Raw genomic sequence first — 16,413 nt, 5'->3', positions numbered from 1 at the left:
GATCTGCTCTGGTCTCACCTGTTGAGCGCGTCTTGCAGACCCTGATTGATCCGGTCCTCGGTCGTCTGACCCGGCACTGGCGGCGGCGCCTGGCAGGTGCAGCTGAGGTCGTTGAACGCGGGATCCGCCACGACGGGTGCGGCCTGGCTCGGGCCTTGTCCCAGGACGACACCGAGACCGATAGCTGCGACGGCGAGAAGTTTGGTGATCACGTTCGGTACCTCCTGGTAATGCCTCGTACTGCGTGTAACCACTTTAATAGGTTACATCTTTCGGACCAAGAACGGTAACCACACGAGTCGGTTACGGGTGTCGTGGGTGCCGCGGTGGGACCCGTAGGCCCGGGGGTGTTCTTGGTGCCCGACGGTACGCAGTCGTGGCTGAGCCGGCGCTGAGGAATCATCGGCATCCGGCCGGCGCGGGCACGGTTGCGACAGTGCTGCGGACGACACGCCAGGCGTCTCGCGGCGGTGGGGCCCGCCGGGGCGCCGGGTGCGGCTGTTTGCGCTGGTGGCTTTAACAAGGGTGCCGAGCACTAAGCACCCGTGTAACACGGAATTAACAGCAATTGCCTACTGTTCGACGTATGGATCGACAGAAGGAATTCGTCCTGCGCACGCTCGAGGAACGGGACATTCGCTTCGTCCGGTTGTGGTTCACGGACGTGCTCGGCTACCTGAAGTCGGTCGCCATCGCCCCGGCCGAACTCGAGGGCGCTTTCGAAGAAGGCATCGGCTTCGACGGGTCCTCGATCGAAGGCTTTTCGCGCGTCTCGGAATCCGACACCGTGGCCAACCCCGATCCGTCGACCTTCCAGGTGCTGCCCTGGGCCTCGCCCAGCGGCCACCACCACTCGGCGCGGATGTTCTGCGACATCACCATGCCCGACGGCTCGCCGTCCTGGGCCGATCCGCGGCACGTGCTGCGACGTCAGCTGCAGAAGGCCAATGACCTTGGTTTCTCCTGCTACGTACACCCCGAGATCGAATTTTTCTTGCTGAAGCCCGGCCCCAACGACGGAACCCGGCCGGAGCCCGTCGACAACGCCGGCTACTTCGACCAGGCGATCCACGACTCCGCGTCCAACTTCCGCCGGCACGCCATCGAGGCGCTCGAATTCATGGGCATCTCAGTGGAGTTCAGCCACCACGAGGGCGCGCCCGGCCAGCAGGAGATCGACCTGCGTTTCGCCGACGCGCTCTCCATGGCGGACAACGTGATGACGTTCCGCTACGTCATTAAAGAAGTCGCGATCGAAAATGGCGCGCGGGCGTCGTTCATGCCCAAGCCGTTCGGCGAACACCCCGGCTCGGCCATGCACACCCACATGAGCCTGTTCGAGGGTGACGTCAACGCCTTCCACAGCCCGGACGACCCGCTGCAGCTGTCGGATGTGGGCAAGTCGTTCATCGCGGGGATCCTCGAGCATGCCTCGGAGATCAGCGCGGTCACCAACCAATGGGTCAACTCTTACAAGCGTCTGGTGCATGGCGGCGAGGCGCCCACCGCGGCGTCGTGGGGCGCGGCCAACCGGTCCGCGCTGGTGCGGGTGCCGATGTACACGCCGCACAAGACGTCGTCTCGGCGCATCGAAGTCCGCAGCCCCGATTCGGCGTGCAACCCCTATCTGGCATTCGCCGTGTTGCTGGCCGCCGGTCTGCGCGGGGTGGAGAAGGGCTATGTGCTCGGTCCGCAGGCCGAGGACAACGTCTGGGACCTCACCCCCGAAGAGCGCCGCACGATGGGTTACCGCGAGCTACCCACCAGCCTCGACAGCGCGCTACACGCCATGGAGGCCTCCGAGCTTGTTGCGGAAACGTTGGGGGAGCACGTTTTTGACTTCTTCCTGCGCAACAAGCGCACGGAGTGGGCGAACTACCGCAGCCACGTCACGCCCTTCGAGCTGAGCACCTACCTGTCGCTGTAGCTCACACAGGCTGCCGGTTGGTCTGAGAGATCGGCAGGTTGCGCTACCGTTTTGGTCGTGACCGGACCCACGACCGAGCGTCCCCGGCTGCCCAGCGTCGGGCGCCTCGGTTTGGTGGATCCGCCCGCCGGTGACCGCCTGGCGCAATTGGGCTGGACGGCCCGGGACGACAAGGCGCATGTCGACCTGTTGTGGGCGTTGTCGCGAGCACCCGACCCGGACGCCGCGCTGCGGGCATTGGTTCGGCTCTCGGAGAACCCGGACACCGGATGGGACGAACTCAACGCCGCGCTGCTCAACGAGCGCAGTTTGCGCGGGCGACTGTTCTCGGTGCTGGGCTCGTCGCTGGCGCTGGGTGATCATCTGGTCGCAAACCCGAAGTCGTGGAAGCTGCTGCGGGGCAATGTCAAACTGCCGACGCGCGACGAGTTGCACGAAGCGTTCATCGGGTGCGTCGAAGACGCGCTGGCCGTGCCGAATTCGGTGGTGCCGCGGTTGTCCACGTTGTACCGCGACCACCTGCTGGTGCTGGCTGCGCTCGACCTGGCGGCGACGGTCGAGGACGAGCCGGTGGTGCCGTTCACCGTGGTCGGCGCCCAGCTGGCCGACACCGCCGACGCCGTGCTGGCGGCCTCGCTGCGGGCCGCGGAGGCCACCGTCTGCGGCGACAAGACGCCACCGCGGCTGGCGGTGATCGCGATGGGCAAATGCGGTGCCCGCGAATTGAACTACGTCAGCGACGTCGACATCATTTTCGTCGCCGAGCGGGCCGACGGGCTGTCCACCCGGGTGGCCACCGAGATGATGCGGGTCGCGTCGACCGCATGCTTCCAAGTCGACGCCGGCCTGCGCCCGGAGGGCCGCAGCGGTGAGTTGGTCCGCACGGTCGAATCGCACGTCGCCTATTACCAGCGCTGGGCGAAGACCTGGGAGTTCCAGGCACTGCTGAAAGCCCGCGCCGCCGTGGGTGATGCCGAACTGGGCAAGCGCTACCTCGACGAGTTGATGCCGATGGTCTGGATCGCCTGCGAGCGCGAGGACTTCGTGGGCGAAGTGCAGGCCATGCGGCGACGGGTGGAGCAGCTGGTGCCCTCCGAGGTCCGCGCTCGCGAGCTCAAACTCGGTAGTGGCGGACTGCGCGATGTCGAGTTCGCCGTGCAGCTACTGCAGTTGGTGCACGGCCGCGGCGACGAGTCCCTGCACGTGGCCTCCACGGTCGACGCGCTGACCGCGTTGGGTGCGGGTGGCTACGTCGGACGCGAGGACGCCGCGAACCTGACTGCCTCCTACGAGTTTCTGCGGTTGCTCGAACACCGGCTGCAGCTGCAGCGGCTCAAGCGCACGCACCTGCTGCCGGAGGCCGACGACGAGGAGGCGGTGCGCTGGCTGGCGCGCGCGGCCCACATCCGTCCGGACGGCCGCAACGACGCGGCCGGGGTGCTGCGCGAGGAGCTCAAGCATCAGAACGTGCGGGTGTCCCAGCTGCACGCCAAGCTCTTCTACCAGCCGCTGCTGGAGTCGATCGGGCCGCCCGGCCTGCAGATCTCGCACGGCATGACGTCGGAAGCCGCCGAGCGCCAGCTGGCCGCGCTGGGCTACGAGGGGCCGCAGACCGCGCTGAATCACATGTCGGCGTTGGTGAACCAAAGCGGTCGCCGCGGCCGGGTGCAGTCGGTGCTGCTGCCCAGGCTGCTGAACTGGATGTCGTACACGCCGGATCCCGACGCCGGATTGCTGGCCTACCGGCGCCTGTCCGAGGCGCTGGCTTCCGAGACCTGGTACCTGGCCACGCTGCGCGACAAGCCCGCGGTGGCCCGGCGGCTGATGAACGTGCTGGGCACCTCCACCTACGTGCCGGACCTGTTGATGCGCGCGCCCAGGGTGATTCAGGACTACGGCGACGCGCCCAGCGGCCCGAAGCTGATCGAGACCGAGCCCGCCGTGGTGGCACGCGGGCTGATCGCGTCGGCGGCCCGTCATCCCGACCCGGTGCGCGCCATCGCCGCCGCCCGCACGCTGCGTCGCCGAGAACTGGCCCGCATCGGTTCGGCGGATCTGCTCGGCATGCTCGAGGTACGAGACGTCTGCGAGGCGCTGACGTCGGTGTGGGTGGCAGTGCTGCAGTCCGCACTGGATGCGCTGACCCGGGCCAACCTCCCCGACGACGCCCGGGCGCCCGCGGCGATCGCGGTCATCGGCATGGGCAGGTTGGGCGGCGCCGAGCTGGGCTACGGCTCGGACGCCGACGTGATGTTCGTCTGCGAACCGGCCAGTGGCGTCGAAGATTCCGCGGCGGTCAAGTGGGCGACCACGATCGCCGAGCAGGTGCGCACCCTGTTGGGGACACCGAGCGTCGACCCGCCGCTGGAAGTCGACGCGAACCTGCGACCCGAGGGCCGCAGCGGTGCGCTGGTCCGCACCCTGGGCTCCTACGCCGCCTACTACGACCAGTGGGCACAGCCGTGGGAGATCCAGGCACTGCTGCGCGCCCACGCCGTGGCCGGTGACGCCGAATTGGGTCAGCGATTCTTGCTGATGGCCGACAAGACGCGCTACCCGGCCGACGGCGTGTCCGCCGAGACGGTGCACGAGATCCGCCGGATGAAGGCCCGCGTCGAATCGGAACGATTGCCGCGTGGCGCCGACCCCAAAACCCATACCAAGCTGGGTCGCGGGGGACTGGCCGACGTCGAGTGGACGGTGCAGCTGCTGCAACTGCAGCACGCGCACGAGATCCCGGCGCTGCACAATACGTCGACGCTGGAATCGCTTGACGTGATCGCCGAGACGGGGCTGGTGCCGGCGGACGAGGTGGACCTGCTGCGCCAGGCCTGGCTGACCGCCACCCGTGCCCGCAACGCGCTGGTGCTGGTGCGGGGCAAGGCGACCGATCAGCTGCCAGGACCCGGACGTCAGCTGAATGCGGTCGCGGTCGCGGCGGGCTGGCACAACGATGATGGAAGTGAGTTCTTGGACAACTATTTGCGGGTGACGCGACGTGCAAAAGCGGTGGTGCGCAAGGTGTTCGGGAGTTGAGTCAGGGAGCCGGCGCGTTCGAGGCGATGTTCGAGGTGCTCAGCACCGCAGAGGCTGATCGGGTGACGGGTCGCTACGCGCCGTTGGCCGACGCGGTTCGCGAGCTCATCGACGCCACCATCCGGACCGACGCCGACGACGATGCCGTCGCTCACGCGCGCACCGAGATCGAGGCCGTCACCCGGTTGCTGCGCCAACGGACCAGGCCGGTCGGTGTCAGCTTTCGGGTGGCTGGCCGTCCGCTGCCGCTGGGCAATGCCGTCGTCGGCGCGTGCAATCCGATCGCGCCACCCGTCGTCGTCCAACATGACGGAGACGGGCGCTGCCACAGCGAGTTCGTGCTGGGAACCGCGTACGAGGGCCCGCCCGGCCTGGTGCACGGCGGCGTCAGCGCCTTGGTGCTCGACCACATGCTCGGCGAGGCGGCCAGTGAGGGATTGTCCCGGGCGCGCTTCACCGGAACTATCACCGTGAAGTACCTGCGCGGCACCCCGTTGGGCCCGCTTCGTTGTGACGCCTGGATCGACCGCACCGAAGGCGCCAAAGCCTTTGCGAGGGGCACTATTTCGGATGCGAAAGGGGTGACCGTGGAGGCCGACGGCGTCTTCATCGAACCGGCGTGGGCGCGGGACGGCCAATGAAGTTCTACGTCAGCAGTGCGTTTTTGAACACCCGGGAGATCATCGAGATCGCCAGGGCCGCAGACGAACTCGGTTACGACGGTATCGGTATACCCGATCATGTCGTGAACCTGGAGACCCTCGACACGCCGTACCCGTACACCAAAGACGGGGAACGGCGCTGGCAGCCGTTCACGGACTGGCTCGATCCGTGGGTGTTGGCCGGCGCGCTGGCCCAGGTCACCACTCGGCTGCGGTTCGTCACCACGGTCTACATCCCCGCGATGCGCAATCCGTACTCGGCGGCCAAAGCCATTGCCACCGCGGCTGTTTTGGCGTCGGGACGTCTTGAGCTCGGCATCGGAGTCGGCTGGTGCCGTGAGGAATTCGCGCTGATGGGCGAACAATTCGACCGCCGCGGCAAGCGCACCGACGAGATGATCGAATTGATGCGGGCGCTGTGGTCGCCGGGCTGGACGGAGTTCGACGGCGAGTTCTACCAGACGCCGCGGCTGGAGATGCAACCGACTCCGCCGCCGATACCGGTCTACGTCGGCGGGCTCAGTGATGCCGCATTGCGCCGGGCCGCGCGCAACGACGGTTGGATCGGCGACCTGATCAAGACCGAGCACGCGATCGAGGCAGTCGGCAAGCTGCGTGAGCTGCGCGCTCAAAAGGGTTTGACGATGCATGATTTCACCATTCTCACGCCGCTGACAGACGCCTTCACCACCGCCGACTATCAACGCGTCGCCGATGCCGGTATCACCGGGATCATCACGATGCCGTGGATGTTCTACTCCGGACCCGACGCGACGCTCGACGACAAGATCGACGGCCTGCAGCGCTTCCGCAAGGATCTCGCGCTCGACGGCTAGACGGCGAGTTCGGTCACGGCCATACTCGAACGCATGCCTTTCACGGTGGTGTTCAGCAACGGCGAACCGCGCGACTACGGCGTATTCGACAAGTACGAAGTCACGGATGCGGGCGTGCTGGTCATCGACATGCATCGGGCGGACGTCAAGCGGCACTACATCGCTCCGGGAAGTTGGCTCGAGCTTGTCGACATGGCCGACGGACAGCCCGCAGGCACATCGCGCGGGATCTTGGGTGTCAGACCGACTCGTTAGACCTGGCCTCAGGCCGAAGATCGCCCGAAGGGGAGGACGTGAGACGTCAGAGGTATGTCGCGGCGGTCGTCGCGATGACCGTGGCTGTGGCCAACCTCGACTGCGGCCACCGCCAATAACGAACTAGCTGCAGGAGAATCGTGACACAACGTGGCCGGGGCTTTGCCCTGATCCCGATCAGCGTGGCGCTGGCTTTGCTGTTCGCGCCGTCCGCCGTGGCCGACACCTACACGGATCGGGTGGTGGCGCGCTTCAACTCGCAGACGCACGTGGTGGCGGACTCGGCGGGCAGGCCGCCGCTGCAGAACGCCGACCAGGTCAACCGGCAGATCCTGACCACCCGTTGGGCGTGGAGCAGTGCACCGCCGCTGTGGGTTGCGGCGGTTGCGCCCGACCAGACCGGGGTGACCACACCGGACGCCATCCATGACGTCATCCTGGGTCGGCATCCCGATTTCAGTGGCGTCATCTTGGTCATCGACGCCAAGGGTTACCACGTGCGCGCCTATAACGTGCCGAAGCCCGTTGCGGACAACGTCGACCCACTTCTGAGTCAGTCGGCCAGAGATCACCGCAATGATCCCTTCGGTGCGACCAGTGAGTTCGTCGGGAAGCTGGCGAACGTCGACGTGGCATCCGGTTCACATGTCACCACGTCTCCTGTTTCGAGCCAGAAGCACACTAGCTGGGCGTGGCTGTGGACGATGCTGATCGTCGTCGGCGTTGTGCTGGCGTTGGTGGGTCTGATGGTGTTCGCAGTAAGCCGAAATAGTAAGCGCCGCAGGGACGCCGAGGCGAAAGACCAAATAAAGCAAGAGTTGATCAACGCCGAATCCGGCGTCACCGATATCAACAATGCGCTGGTCACCGGCAGCGATGTCGACGTCAGTGCCGAGGCGACGAAGGCTAATTCCAGCCTCTACGAGGCGCGGCACGCCTACCAGTCCGGCGACTACTCGGCCGCGCGGGCGCACCTGCGGGTCGTGCAGGCGACGGTGGCCAGGGCCTACCAAAAGCTGTACCCGGACGCCAAACCCGATGTGGACGCTGTGAATTCAGTCCCGGTGGCGGAGCGCAAGCAGGCGAGCGTGCAGACGACCAACCCGGAAACCGGTCAGAGCGTGACGATCAACAACAACAACTACAGCACCTCGCCGCAGCCGGGATACCCGCACTACTACGGCGGTGGCTACTACAACGGGATGTTTTTCTATCCGGGCTTTTATCCGTACGCCTTTTGGGGGCCGGGCTGGAGCTGGGGGCTCACCGATGTGCTGCTGATGGATGCGGTCCTGGACGACCATTGGGGCGGCAGCTACGAGCGAGGCTTCGAGGCGGGTCGCGACTCGGCATGGACGGACACCGGCTACGGCGGCGGCCAGGACGTTGACTACGACAGCCAGCAGGGAAACGTCGGGTTCGACGGAAGCTACCAAGGCTCGGGCGATTCCTACTCCGGCGGCGGCGACGTCAGCTTCGCCGGTGGCAGTGACGGCGGGGGTTACGACTCCGGTGGCAGCGTTGACTTCGGCGGCGGATTCGATTCGGGTGGTGGCGGATTCGACTCTGGCGGCGGATTCGACTCTGGCGGTGGAGGAGACTCGGGATTCTGAGCACTTACGGGTATGCGGTGGGGTCGATACCCGGAGACAGGCAGTGTCAAGCAGTCTCGAAAGCCCGTGTCACTGCTTGACGTTGTTGGCCATCTGATCGGTGATCTCGACACCGCGGTTCTGGACGACGGGTGCGCAGGCCACCACGTCGAGGACAACACTGGACACCGCGCTCAGCACGCGCTGGCATTGATTGGTGCCATCCTTACGGGTGCGTTCCAGCGTAATCTTCGGGGCGGCCCCGGCAGGGTTCCCGAAATTCCAGTGAGCCGTTCCGGCGGACGCGGTTACGGTCACGGTTGAGCCGGCGCACGCCTTCCAATTGTTCGCCGATGCGGCCACAAAGGCGTTGGCCGCCTCGGCGGTCGGAAAACTCACCGCGGCCTCGTAAACTCGATAATCGGCGCCGGCATGCAACAACTGACCGCGCACCCCGGTGAAGCCGCTGCCCGCGTAGGCCGGATCCTGGGTGGGATAAAACGCGTTGAGGCAGTTCGGGTTTGACAGTTGCCATTCCGGGGCCATTTGCTGTGTCTGATTGCCGATGTCCAGATTCGGTACCCCCATGATCGTGGCGACTTCCGGAGCGCCCAGCAGGACAGAGTCCAGGGGGGTGGGCTGTGTCGGCGCGGGGACCTCGCTGCCCGGCGCTGCCGGAGGTGCTCCGCCCGGCGCGGCGGAGCCGGGCGGTGTTGGTGCCGGATGCGCGGCTCTCGGCGTCGCCGCCGGCTTCTTTCCAGAGCTCTGGGTGACGAGCACGATCGCCACGACGATCGCGGCGACGAGTGCGGCAGCGGCCCCGCCGATGATGACCAGTCGCTTGCGGGAATCCTGGGTGGCACTTGTGCTTCGGGCTTGTGTCGATGAACGTCCCTGTGCTGCAGGTAAAGTAGCCGCATCCGGGCTGCCGTCGCGCGGGCCGGCCGTATTGGGTTGGGTAGCGATCATCGACGCTTCGATGGTGGCCGATGAACCGGAGTCGGAAGGCTCGATCGAAGCCAGCACATTGTCGATGTCGTTTCGCGTACGGTAGGTAACGTCGTGCCGCATACGCATCATCCGCAGCAGTTGGGCGATATCGCTGCGGGCGCTGGGGTCGTCGCCGTCCTCGTCGAGTCCGGATCTCAGTTCGACCAAGAGTTGCAGCTGCTGCTGCGGGCTCAGCTCCTTTTCGGAGAGCTGGTTGCCTAACCGCGTGATATAGCCGAACGGGACCGGCGGCTCGTCGGGCAGCGGATCGGGCAGCGGTTGGGGTTTACTGACGAGCGAGTGGATGGCGGTGACCAATTGGATGCCGGCGTCAACCGTCGGGTCCCGGTAGTCGATGATCTGCAGCGCGGCAAGGGGATTGACACGCATGCTGCCGATGTCACCAATCCGAACGGGAAGGATCGGCCGGTTCAAGGCCTGCGCGTAACGCAGCTCGGACTGGCTGGGCTTGGACTGTAACCAGTTGCTGGACAGGGCAACAACGAACACATCGGAGGCGCGGATCTGCTCCAGGATCTGGGCCCACCAGGAATCGCCGCCGCCGAGCTCTTGGTCTAACCAAACCTGTTGATGGGCCCGCCGAAGAGTTGCCGCCAGCGCGTCGACCGTTGACCGATCTTGGCTCGAATAGCTCACGAACAAAGTCATTGCGGTTTCCTCAGGTTACGACTGAATTCGGTGTGTTGGCGAAAGTCAGTGGATCATTGATATTGGGCAGCCCACCATTGGTACACGTTGTCGAGGCTCACATTTGGTGGCTGGCCTCGTGCGTCACCGGTCACCAGTTGGGATTGAATCGTCCACATCACTTCGAATCCGTCACTGACGAGGCACCCCACCTGACCCTCTGTGTGCTGGGCCGAAGGGCGTTGCCACGGTTGGGGCGACGCGGCCGCTCCCGGGCACGGCACAAAGTTGAGGCTTTGGAAGGCGTTGTTCTGCGTGGCTTGGTCCGGAAATAGGTGATACACCAACTCCAAATAGCCGTTGTTGCTTATCGCCGTCGGGCAATGTACAGCCGCCAGCGACCCGGGGTGGGCCGGCGCAACGGGCGTGCAGCGTTCGCTGTTGGGCACCACGGCCAGCAATCGCGACACGGGGTTGCCCACCGGCGCTGTCCCCGTACCGCGGGCCGTCGAAACTCGCGATGACGACGCGACTCCACCGCCCGACGATGACGTCGTTGCGATGACGATGGCCACGACTGCGGTCGCGACGGCGAGCAGGCTGACCGCACCGACGACGAGCTTGGTACGTCCGGACGAGGCCGGAATCGGTGGGGGAGGTTGAGTCGTGTTCAGGACCGGAGCGAATTGGGTGGGTACGCCCGCGGTCGCCGAATTCTGGGGCGAGTCCGCCTCGCGTGGACCCGAGGTGGTCAGCGCGGCGCGCGCGGCTTGGGCGAGGTCCTTAGCCGTCGCGTACCGGTGGTCGGGATCTTTGGCCATGCCGGTGGCGACGACGGCGTCCATCGCTTCCGGCACTCCCGTTTGCAGCGTGGAAGGCCGAGGCGGAGGCGAGGTCAGGTGCCCGACGAGCTGTTGTTCGAGGCTTTCACCCGGGAAGGGGCGTTGGCCGGTCAGCGCTTCATGCAGTACGCAGGCCAAGGCGTAGATATCAGCGCGAGCGTCGGCGCGGCCTGCGTTGAGCCGCTCCGGTGACATGTAAGCCGGCGTACCCATCGTCGCGCCGGTGATGGTCATGCTGGATTCCGCTGCGGCTCGGGCAATTCCGAAGTCGATCAGATAGGCGAAGTCGTCTTCGGCAACCAAGATGTTGGACGGTTTGACGTCACGGTGCACAAGCCCAATTTCGTGCGCGGCGTGCAGCGCCGAGGCGATCTGTTCGATGATCCCGACGGCACGGGCTGGCGGCAACGGACCGTCGTTGAGCAGGTCGCGCAGGTCGCTGCCGTGGATCAGCCGCATGGTCACGTACAGGCGACCGTCGACCTCACCGAAGTCGTGTATCGGGACCACATGCGGTTCATCGAGCCCGGCGGCTGATCGTGCTTCGCGGCGGAACCGCTCTTGGAACGCCTGATCGTCGGCAAAGCTGGGCGCCAACACTTTCAGCGCCACAACGCGGTTCATTTCCGGGTCGTAAGCGCGCCACACCTCGCCCATGCCGCCGCGGCCCAGCAACTCGGTCAGCCGGTAGCGGCCGAACGGCGTTCCGTCCACTGCTCCCCTTCCGACGTCATCGACGATCAGGGATAACGCGACCTTAAGCTCTGTTCCTTGCGCTCGCTGCATTTCGGCAGAGTCGGTGCGAGGCCGTGGCCAGCACCAGATGAGCGCTGATACCGAATCGGGGAGTACCGCCCCGGCGCCGGTCCCGGGCGGCGAGGCGGCATCGGCAGGAATTGATCCGCACGACGACAACACCCGCGCGGCGACTGCCACGCGGGTGTTGTCGTTAAGCCGACTTAGACGTCCTTAAACGTCTGTCTAGACGTCCTTAAACGTCGTAGTACAGCGCGAACTCGTAGGGGTGCGGCCGGATCTGGACCGGCAGAATCTCGTTCTCGCGCTTGAAGTTGATCCACGTCTCAATCAGGTCGGGCGTGAAAACGCCTCCCTCGGTGAGGTATTCGTGGTCTTCTTCCAGGCGGTCGATCACCGCGGACAGCTGAGTGGGCGCCTGCGGGATGTTGGCGGCCTCTTCCGGCGGCAGCTCGTAGAGGTCCTTGTCGACCGGTGCCTGCGGCTCGATCTTGTTCTTGATGCCGTCCAGGCCGGCCATCAGCATGGCCGCGAATGCCAGGTACGGGTTACCCGACGAGTCGGGGCAACGGAACTCGAGCCGCTTGGCCTTCGGGTTGCTGCCGGTGATCGGGATACGCACACACGCCGACCGGTTGCGCTGGCTGTAGACCAGGTTGATCGGGGCTTCGTAGCCGGGCACCAGCCGCTTGTAGGAGTTCACCGTCGGGTTGGTGAACGCCAGCAGCGACGGCGCGTGGTGCAGCAGTCCGCCGATGTAGTGACGCGCGGTGTCCGACAGGCCGGCGTAGCCGGTCTCGTCGTACATCAACGGGCTGCCGTCCTTCCACAGCGACTGGTGGGTGTGCATGCCGGAGCCGTTGTCACCGAACAGCGGCTTGGGCATGAACGTGACGGTCTTGCCGTTCTGCCACGCGGTGTTCTTGACGATGTACTTGTACAGCTGCATGTCGTCGGCCGCGTGCAGCAGGGTGTTGAACTTGTAGTTGATCTCGGCCTGCCCGCCGGTGCCCACCTCGTGATGGCCCTTCTCCAGGCTGAAGCCCGCCTTGATGAGGTTCGACAGCATCTGGGCGCGCAGATCGACGTAGTGGTCGACGGGGGCCACCGGGAAGTACCCACCCTTGGGGCGGACCTTGTAGCCGCGGTTGGGCGAACCGTCGTTCTCGCTGGGCTCGCCGGTGTTCCACCAGCCTGAGATCGCGTCCACCTCGTAGAACGAGCCGTTGGTGCGCGAGTCGAAGCTCACCGAGTCGAAGATGTAGAACTCGGCTTCAGCGCCGAAGTAGGCCGTGTCGGCGACACCGGTGCTGATCAGGTAGTTCTCCGCCTTGCGGGCGACGTTGCGCGGGTCGCGCGAGTACGCCTCCAGGGTGAACGGGTCATGCACGAAGAAGTTGAGGTTCAGCGTCTTGTGTTCGGTGAACAGGTCGATCTGCGCGGTCGCGGGGTCGGGCAGGAGCAACATGTCCGACTCGTGGATCGACTGGAAGCCGCGAATCGACGAGCCGTCGAAGGCCAAGCCGTCTTCGAAGATGCTCTCGTCGAAGAACGAAATCGGAATCGTGAAGTGCTGCATGATGCCGGGCAGGTCACAGAACCGGACGTCGACGAATTCGACGTTTTCGTCCTTGGCGAGTTTGAAGACGTCATCCTGCGTCTTTTCCGTCACTGATTGCTCCTTTGCTTGGTAATCCGCGGCCTGACGCTATGAAGATGATGTTGCCCGCCCATCAACCCCGTGTTGCGCGGAGGTTACGTGACCACGCGTCCCACAGATCGGAGTGGAGCAACGGCGGGTTCTATTGTGAGGCCCATGGACCGCAAAATCGTATCTGGTCGGCCGTGCGGGCGCAGCAACCCGTGCCTGCCCCGTGCGGCCAGCCCCGACCCGGCGAAGGGGCGATGATGTCCGAGTCGCGCCCGGCGTACTCGGGCGAGACGCTCGGCCTGCCGAAGGCCGGCCCGGGCTCACTGGCGTCGATGGGACGCCGGCTGGCGGCATTGATGGTGGACTGGCTGATCGCTTACGGTCTGGCGGCGCTGGCGATGGCGTTCGGGGTGATTTCCGAACGGATGTTGTCGACGGCGGTGCTGGTGATCTGGTTTCTGCTCGGTGTGGTGGCGGTGCGGCTGTACGGATTCACGCCCGGTCAGCTGGCACTCGGCCTTCGGGTGACCGCACTGGACGGACGCCTGGGCGTGGGTCGCGTGCTGGCGCGCGGGCTGCTGGTCGCCCTGGTGGTGCCGGCGTTGTTCACCGACTGGGACGGGCGGGGCATTCAGGATCGGGTGACGAACACCGCCGTAGTTCGGCGGTAGCGCGCCTACTTGCGGCGCACCGTCCGCTGCACGCCGCGCATCTTGCCGGAATTGGGCAGCGGCCCCTTTGGCAGGACGGCGGCTCCAGCGCGCGAACCCAGCGCGGCCAGCCTCGACTCCAGGGTGTCCATCTGCTTGACGCTGATGTTGGCCGGCAGCTTGGTCAGGTGACGCTCCAGCTTGGACAGCGGAACCTCGCCCTCGCCGTTGCCGACGACGATGTCGTAGATCGGGATGTCGCCGACCAGCCGCGCGGTGCGTTTCTTCTCTTGGGCCAGAAGCGGTTTGACGCGGGTCGTCGCCCCCTCGCCGACGAAGACGACACCGGGCCGGCCGATCACCCGGTGCACCGCGTCGAAGTGGCCGGTCGCGGCCACTCCCGGCGTGACCCGCCACTTGCCGCGCATGTTGTCCAGCACCCAGGCCGCCGCACCGGTTTGCCCCTCGGCCTGGCGGTAGATCGATTTCTGGGCCCGGCGCCCGAAGATGATGAAGGCCACCAGCGCGCCTAGCACCACGCCGAGCGGGATCAGGGTGAACATGGTGAACCCGCCGACCAGCACACCGACCGTCGTCGAGACGGCCACGATCGCGACGAAGGCGCCGATCATGTAGGGGAGCAGGCGCTTGTCCTGCTTGCGCTGAACGTTGAACGCCTGCCATAGCTGGCCGCGGCGCTCCTTGGCCGCGGCCTTGCGTTCGGCGGCCGCCGCTGCCCGGGCGGCCTTGTTCTCGGCGGTATTGCGGGGTTTAGCCATAATCACCAAGGATACGAGGCGACGGCACCGAGTTACCCCAGGGCGTCGGCGGCCCGGCTGCGTACCACCTGCTCGTAGAGGCGGCCGGCCCGATACGACGAGCGCACCAGCGGCCCGGCCAGCACTCCTGCGAAGCCCAGCCCCACGGCGTACTGCGCGAACTCGTCGAACTCCTCGGGTTTCACCCAGCGCTGAACCGGGTGGTGGCGCGCCGACGGGCGCAGGTACTGGGTGATCGTGATGATGTCGCAGCCGGCGTCGCGCAGATCGGCCAGCGCGATGCGCACCTCGTCGGGAGTCTCGCCGAGGCCGAGGATCAGGTTGCTCTTGGTGACCAGCCCGTCCTCGCGTGCCGCGGTGAGCACGCTCAGGCTGCGCTGGTAGGTGAACGCCGGCCGAATCCGCTTGAAGATACGCGGGACCGTTTCGACGTTGTGCGCCAACACTTCTGGGCGCGACTCGAACACCTCGGCCAGGCGGGCGGGCTCACCGTTGAAGTCGGGAACCAACAGCTCGACACCGGTCGACGGGTTGAGCTCCTTGATGGCGCGCACGGTTTCGGCGTACAGCCACGCCCCGCCGTCGGGCAGATCGTCGCGGGCGACGCCGGTGACGGTGGCGTAGCGCAACCCCATCGTCTGCACGCTTTCGGCGACGCGCCTAGGCTCGTCGCGGTCCAGCGCGGCGGGCTTGCCGGTGTCGATCTGGCAGAAGTCGCAGCGGCGGGTGCACTGGTCGCCGCCGATCAGGAAGGTGGCTTCCCGGTCCTCCCAGCATTCGAAGATGTTGGGGCAGCCGGCCTCTTCGCAGACGGTGTGCAGCCCTTCCCGTTTGACCAGGCTTTTGAGCTCGGTGTACTCCGGTCCCATCCGGACCCGCGTCTTGATCCACGGCGGCTTGCGCTCGATCGGGGTCTGCGCGTTGCGCACTTCCAGCCGCAGCAGTTTGCGGCCTTCCGGAACGACAGTCACATGCCTGATGTTACGCGGGCGGCGTCGTGTGCCCCCACCGGTAAGACCCCGTCCAGGGCGTCGCACACGGCCGCGGCGACGGCCGCGCGGACGTCGCCGACGGTCACCGTGCGCCCGAGTTCTGCGGACAACGACGTCACCCCGGCATCGGTGATGCCGCAGGGCACGATGGCCCCGAATGCGTCCAGATCGCAGTTGCAGTTGAGCGCGAACCCGTGCAGGGCGGTCGCCCGGGAGACCCGCACGCCGATCGCCGCGATCTTGCGGTCGGGCCGACCGGGCAGCCAGACGCCGGAGCGGCCGTCGACCCGGCCCGCATCCAGTCCCAGATCGCGGCACACCTTGATCAGCGACTCCTCAAGGCGCCGAACGTAATTCACCACATCCAGGGGTTCGGCCAGCCCGATCACCGGGTAGCCGACCAACTGTCCCGGCCCGTGCCAGGTGATCTTGCCGCCGCGGTCGGTGTCGACGACGGGAGTTCCGTCCACCGGTCGCTCGTGCGGCTCGGTGCGCCGCCCGGCCGTGTAGACCGCCGGATGTTCCAACAGCAACAAGGTGTCACTGCCGCCGGCGACCCTGGTGTCGGCCAGGTCGCGCTGCAGCTGCCAGGCGGTGCGGTATTCGACCGTCCCCAGTTGACGGACGTCGATCGCCCTGGTCTGCGACCGGATGGAGCTTGTCACGGTGGCGAGGTTACGCTCCGCGCGAACCTGGCGCGGATCCAGCGTCACACCGGTGGGTGATTTGCCCGCCTCGCAGCGACAATCGATGATTACCGGCAATGACCGAAATACCTTGCACCACTTTGGTTCCAG

General features: G+C 66.1%; 14 protein-coding genes. 7 read left to right on the top strand and 7 right to left on the bottom strand.

What is annotated here, in order from left to right:
- Window positions 1-14: 14 nt before the first annotated feature.
- Window positions 15-212 (bottom strand): hypothetical protein, encoded by a 198-nt coding sequence (locus tag MJO58_RS16660; protein ID WP_090603467.1) that lies wholly within the window; start codon window positions 210-212, stop codon window positions 15-17.
- Window positions 213-586: 374 nt separating this feature from the next.
- On the opposite strand from MJO58_RS16660, the gene glnA (MJO58_RS16655) reads away from it, so the two are divergent.
- The 6 genes from glnA (MJO58_RS16655) (at window position 587) to MJO58_RS16630 (ending at window position 8,329) form a co-directional block, all read left to right on the top strand.
- Entirely contained in the window at window positions 587-1,927 is a 1,341-nt protein-coding gene (gene glnA, locus MJO58_RS16655; protein WP_090603465.1) for a type I glutamate--ammonia ligase, read from the top strand.
- 51 nt (window positions 1,928-1,978) lie between these two features.
- Entirely contained in the window at window positions 1,979-4,963 is a 2,985-nt protein-coding gene (locus tag MJO58_RS16650) for a bifunctional [glutamine synthetase] adenylyltransferase/[glutamine synthetase]-adenylyl-L-tyrosine phosphorylase (RefSeq protein ID WP_239720100.1), read from the top strand.
- On the top strand, window positions 4,960-5,604 hold the full coding sequence (locus MJO58_RS16645) for a PaaI family thioesterase (protein WP_090603460.1): 645 nt from the start codon (window positions 4,960-4,962) through the stop codon (window positions 5,602-5,604). The genes MJO58_RS16650 and MJO58_RS16645 overlap by 4 nt, the downstream gene beginning before the upstream one ends.
- Window positions 5,601-6,461 carry a TIGR03619 family F420-dependent LLM class oxidoreductase gene (locus tag MJO58_RS16640; protein ID WP_239720099.1) on the top strand — a complete coding sequence of 287 codons (861 nt, stop codon included), beginning with the start codon at window positions 5,601-5,603 and terminating at the stop codon, window positions 6,459-6,461. Before MJO58_RS16645 ends, MJO58_RS16640 begins: the two co-directional genes overlap by 4 nt.
- A 33-nt stretch (window positions 6,462-6,494) precedes the next feature.
- Window positions 6,495-6,716, top strand: a complete 222-nt coding sequence (locus MJO58_RS16635; protein ID WP_090603456.1) for a hypothetical protein — start codon at window positions 6,495-6,497, stop codon at window positions 6,714-6,716.
- A gap of 140 nt (window positions 6,717-6,856) precedes the next feature.
- Window positions 6,857-8,329, top strand: a complete 1,473-nt coding sequence (locus tag MJO58_RS16630) for a hypothetical protein (RefSeq protein ID WP_239720098.1) — start codon at window positions 6,857-6,859, stop codon at window positions 8,327-8,329.
- 69 nt (window positions 8,330-8,398) lie between these two features.
- Here MJO58_RS16630 and MJO58_RS16625 read toward each other — a convergent pair whose 3' ends face one another.
- The 3 genes from MJO58_RS16625 to glnA (MJO58_RS16615) form a co-directional block, all read right to left on the bottom strand.
- Window positions 8,399-9,967, bottom strand: a complete 1,569-nt coding sequence (locus tag MJO58_RS16625) for a sensor domain-containing protein (protein ID WP_239720097.1) — start codon at window positions 9,965-9,967, stop codon at window positions 8,399-8,401.
- A gap of 53 nt (window positions 9,968-10,020) precedes the next feature.
- Window positions 10,021-11,502 carry a serine/threonine-protein kinase gene (locus tag MJO58_RS16620; protein WP_239720095.1) on the bottom strand — a complete coding sequence of 494 codons (1,482 nt, stop codon included), beginning with the start codon at window positions 11,500-11,502 and terminating at the stop codon, window positions 10,021-10,023.
- A 277-nt stretch (window positions 11,503-11,779) separates the two neighbouring features.
- Window positions 11,780-13,216: a type I glutamate--ammonia ligase gene (gene glnA, locus MJO58_RS16615; protein WP_090603446.1), complete on the bottom strand. Its 1,437-nt coding sequence runs from the start codon at window positions 13,214-13,216 to the stop codon at window positions 11,780-11,782.
- A 233-nt stretch (window positions 13,217-13,449) separates the two neighbouring features.
- On the opposite strand from glnA (MJO58_RS16615), the gene MJO58_RS16610 reads away from it, so the two are divergent.
- Window positions 13,450-13,866, top strand: coding sequence for an RDD family protein (locus MJO58_RS16610; RefSeq protein WP_239720094.1), 417 nt, complete (start codon window positions 13,450-13,452; stop codon window positions 13,864-13,866).
- A gap of 5 nt (window positions 13,867-13,871) precedes the next feature.
- On the opposite strand, the gene MJO58_RS16605 is transcribed toward MJO58_RS16610, so the two are convergent.
- Genes MJO58_RS16605 through lipB form a run of 3 tightly spaced genes read right to left on the bottom strand, consistent with a single transcriptional unit; the run spans window position 13,872 to window position 16,281 of the window.
- Window positions 13,872-14,624: a DUF4191 domain-containing protein gene (locus MJO58_RS16605; RefSeq protein ID WP_239720093.1), complete on the bottom strand. Its 753-nt coding sequence runs from the start codon at window positions 14,622-14,624 to the stop codon at window positions 13,872-13,874.
- Between the two features lie 32 nt (window positions 14,625-14,656).
- Window positions 14,657-15,595, bottom strand: a complete 939-nt coding sequence (lipA, locus tag MJO58_RS16600; protein ID WP_239720092.1) for a lipoyl synthase — start codon at window positions 15,593-15,595, stop codon at window positions 14,657-14,659.
- Entirely contained in the window at window positions 15,592-16,281 is a 690-nt protein-coding gene (gene lipB, locus MJO58_RS16595; protein WP_239720091.1) for a lipoyl(octanoyl) transferase LipB, read from the bottom strand. Before lipB ends, lipA begins: the two co-directional genes overlap by 4 nt.
- Between the last annotated feature and the right edge of the window lie 132 nt (window positions 16,282-16,413).

The organism is Mycobacterium lentiflavum (assembly GCF_022374895.2).
Taxonomy (GTDB): Bacteria; Actinomycetota; Actinomycetes; order Mycobacteriales; family Mycobacteriaceae; genus Mycobacterium; species Mycobacterium lentiflavum.
This window is presented reverse-complemented; position numbering and strand designations above follow the sequence as displayed.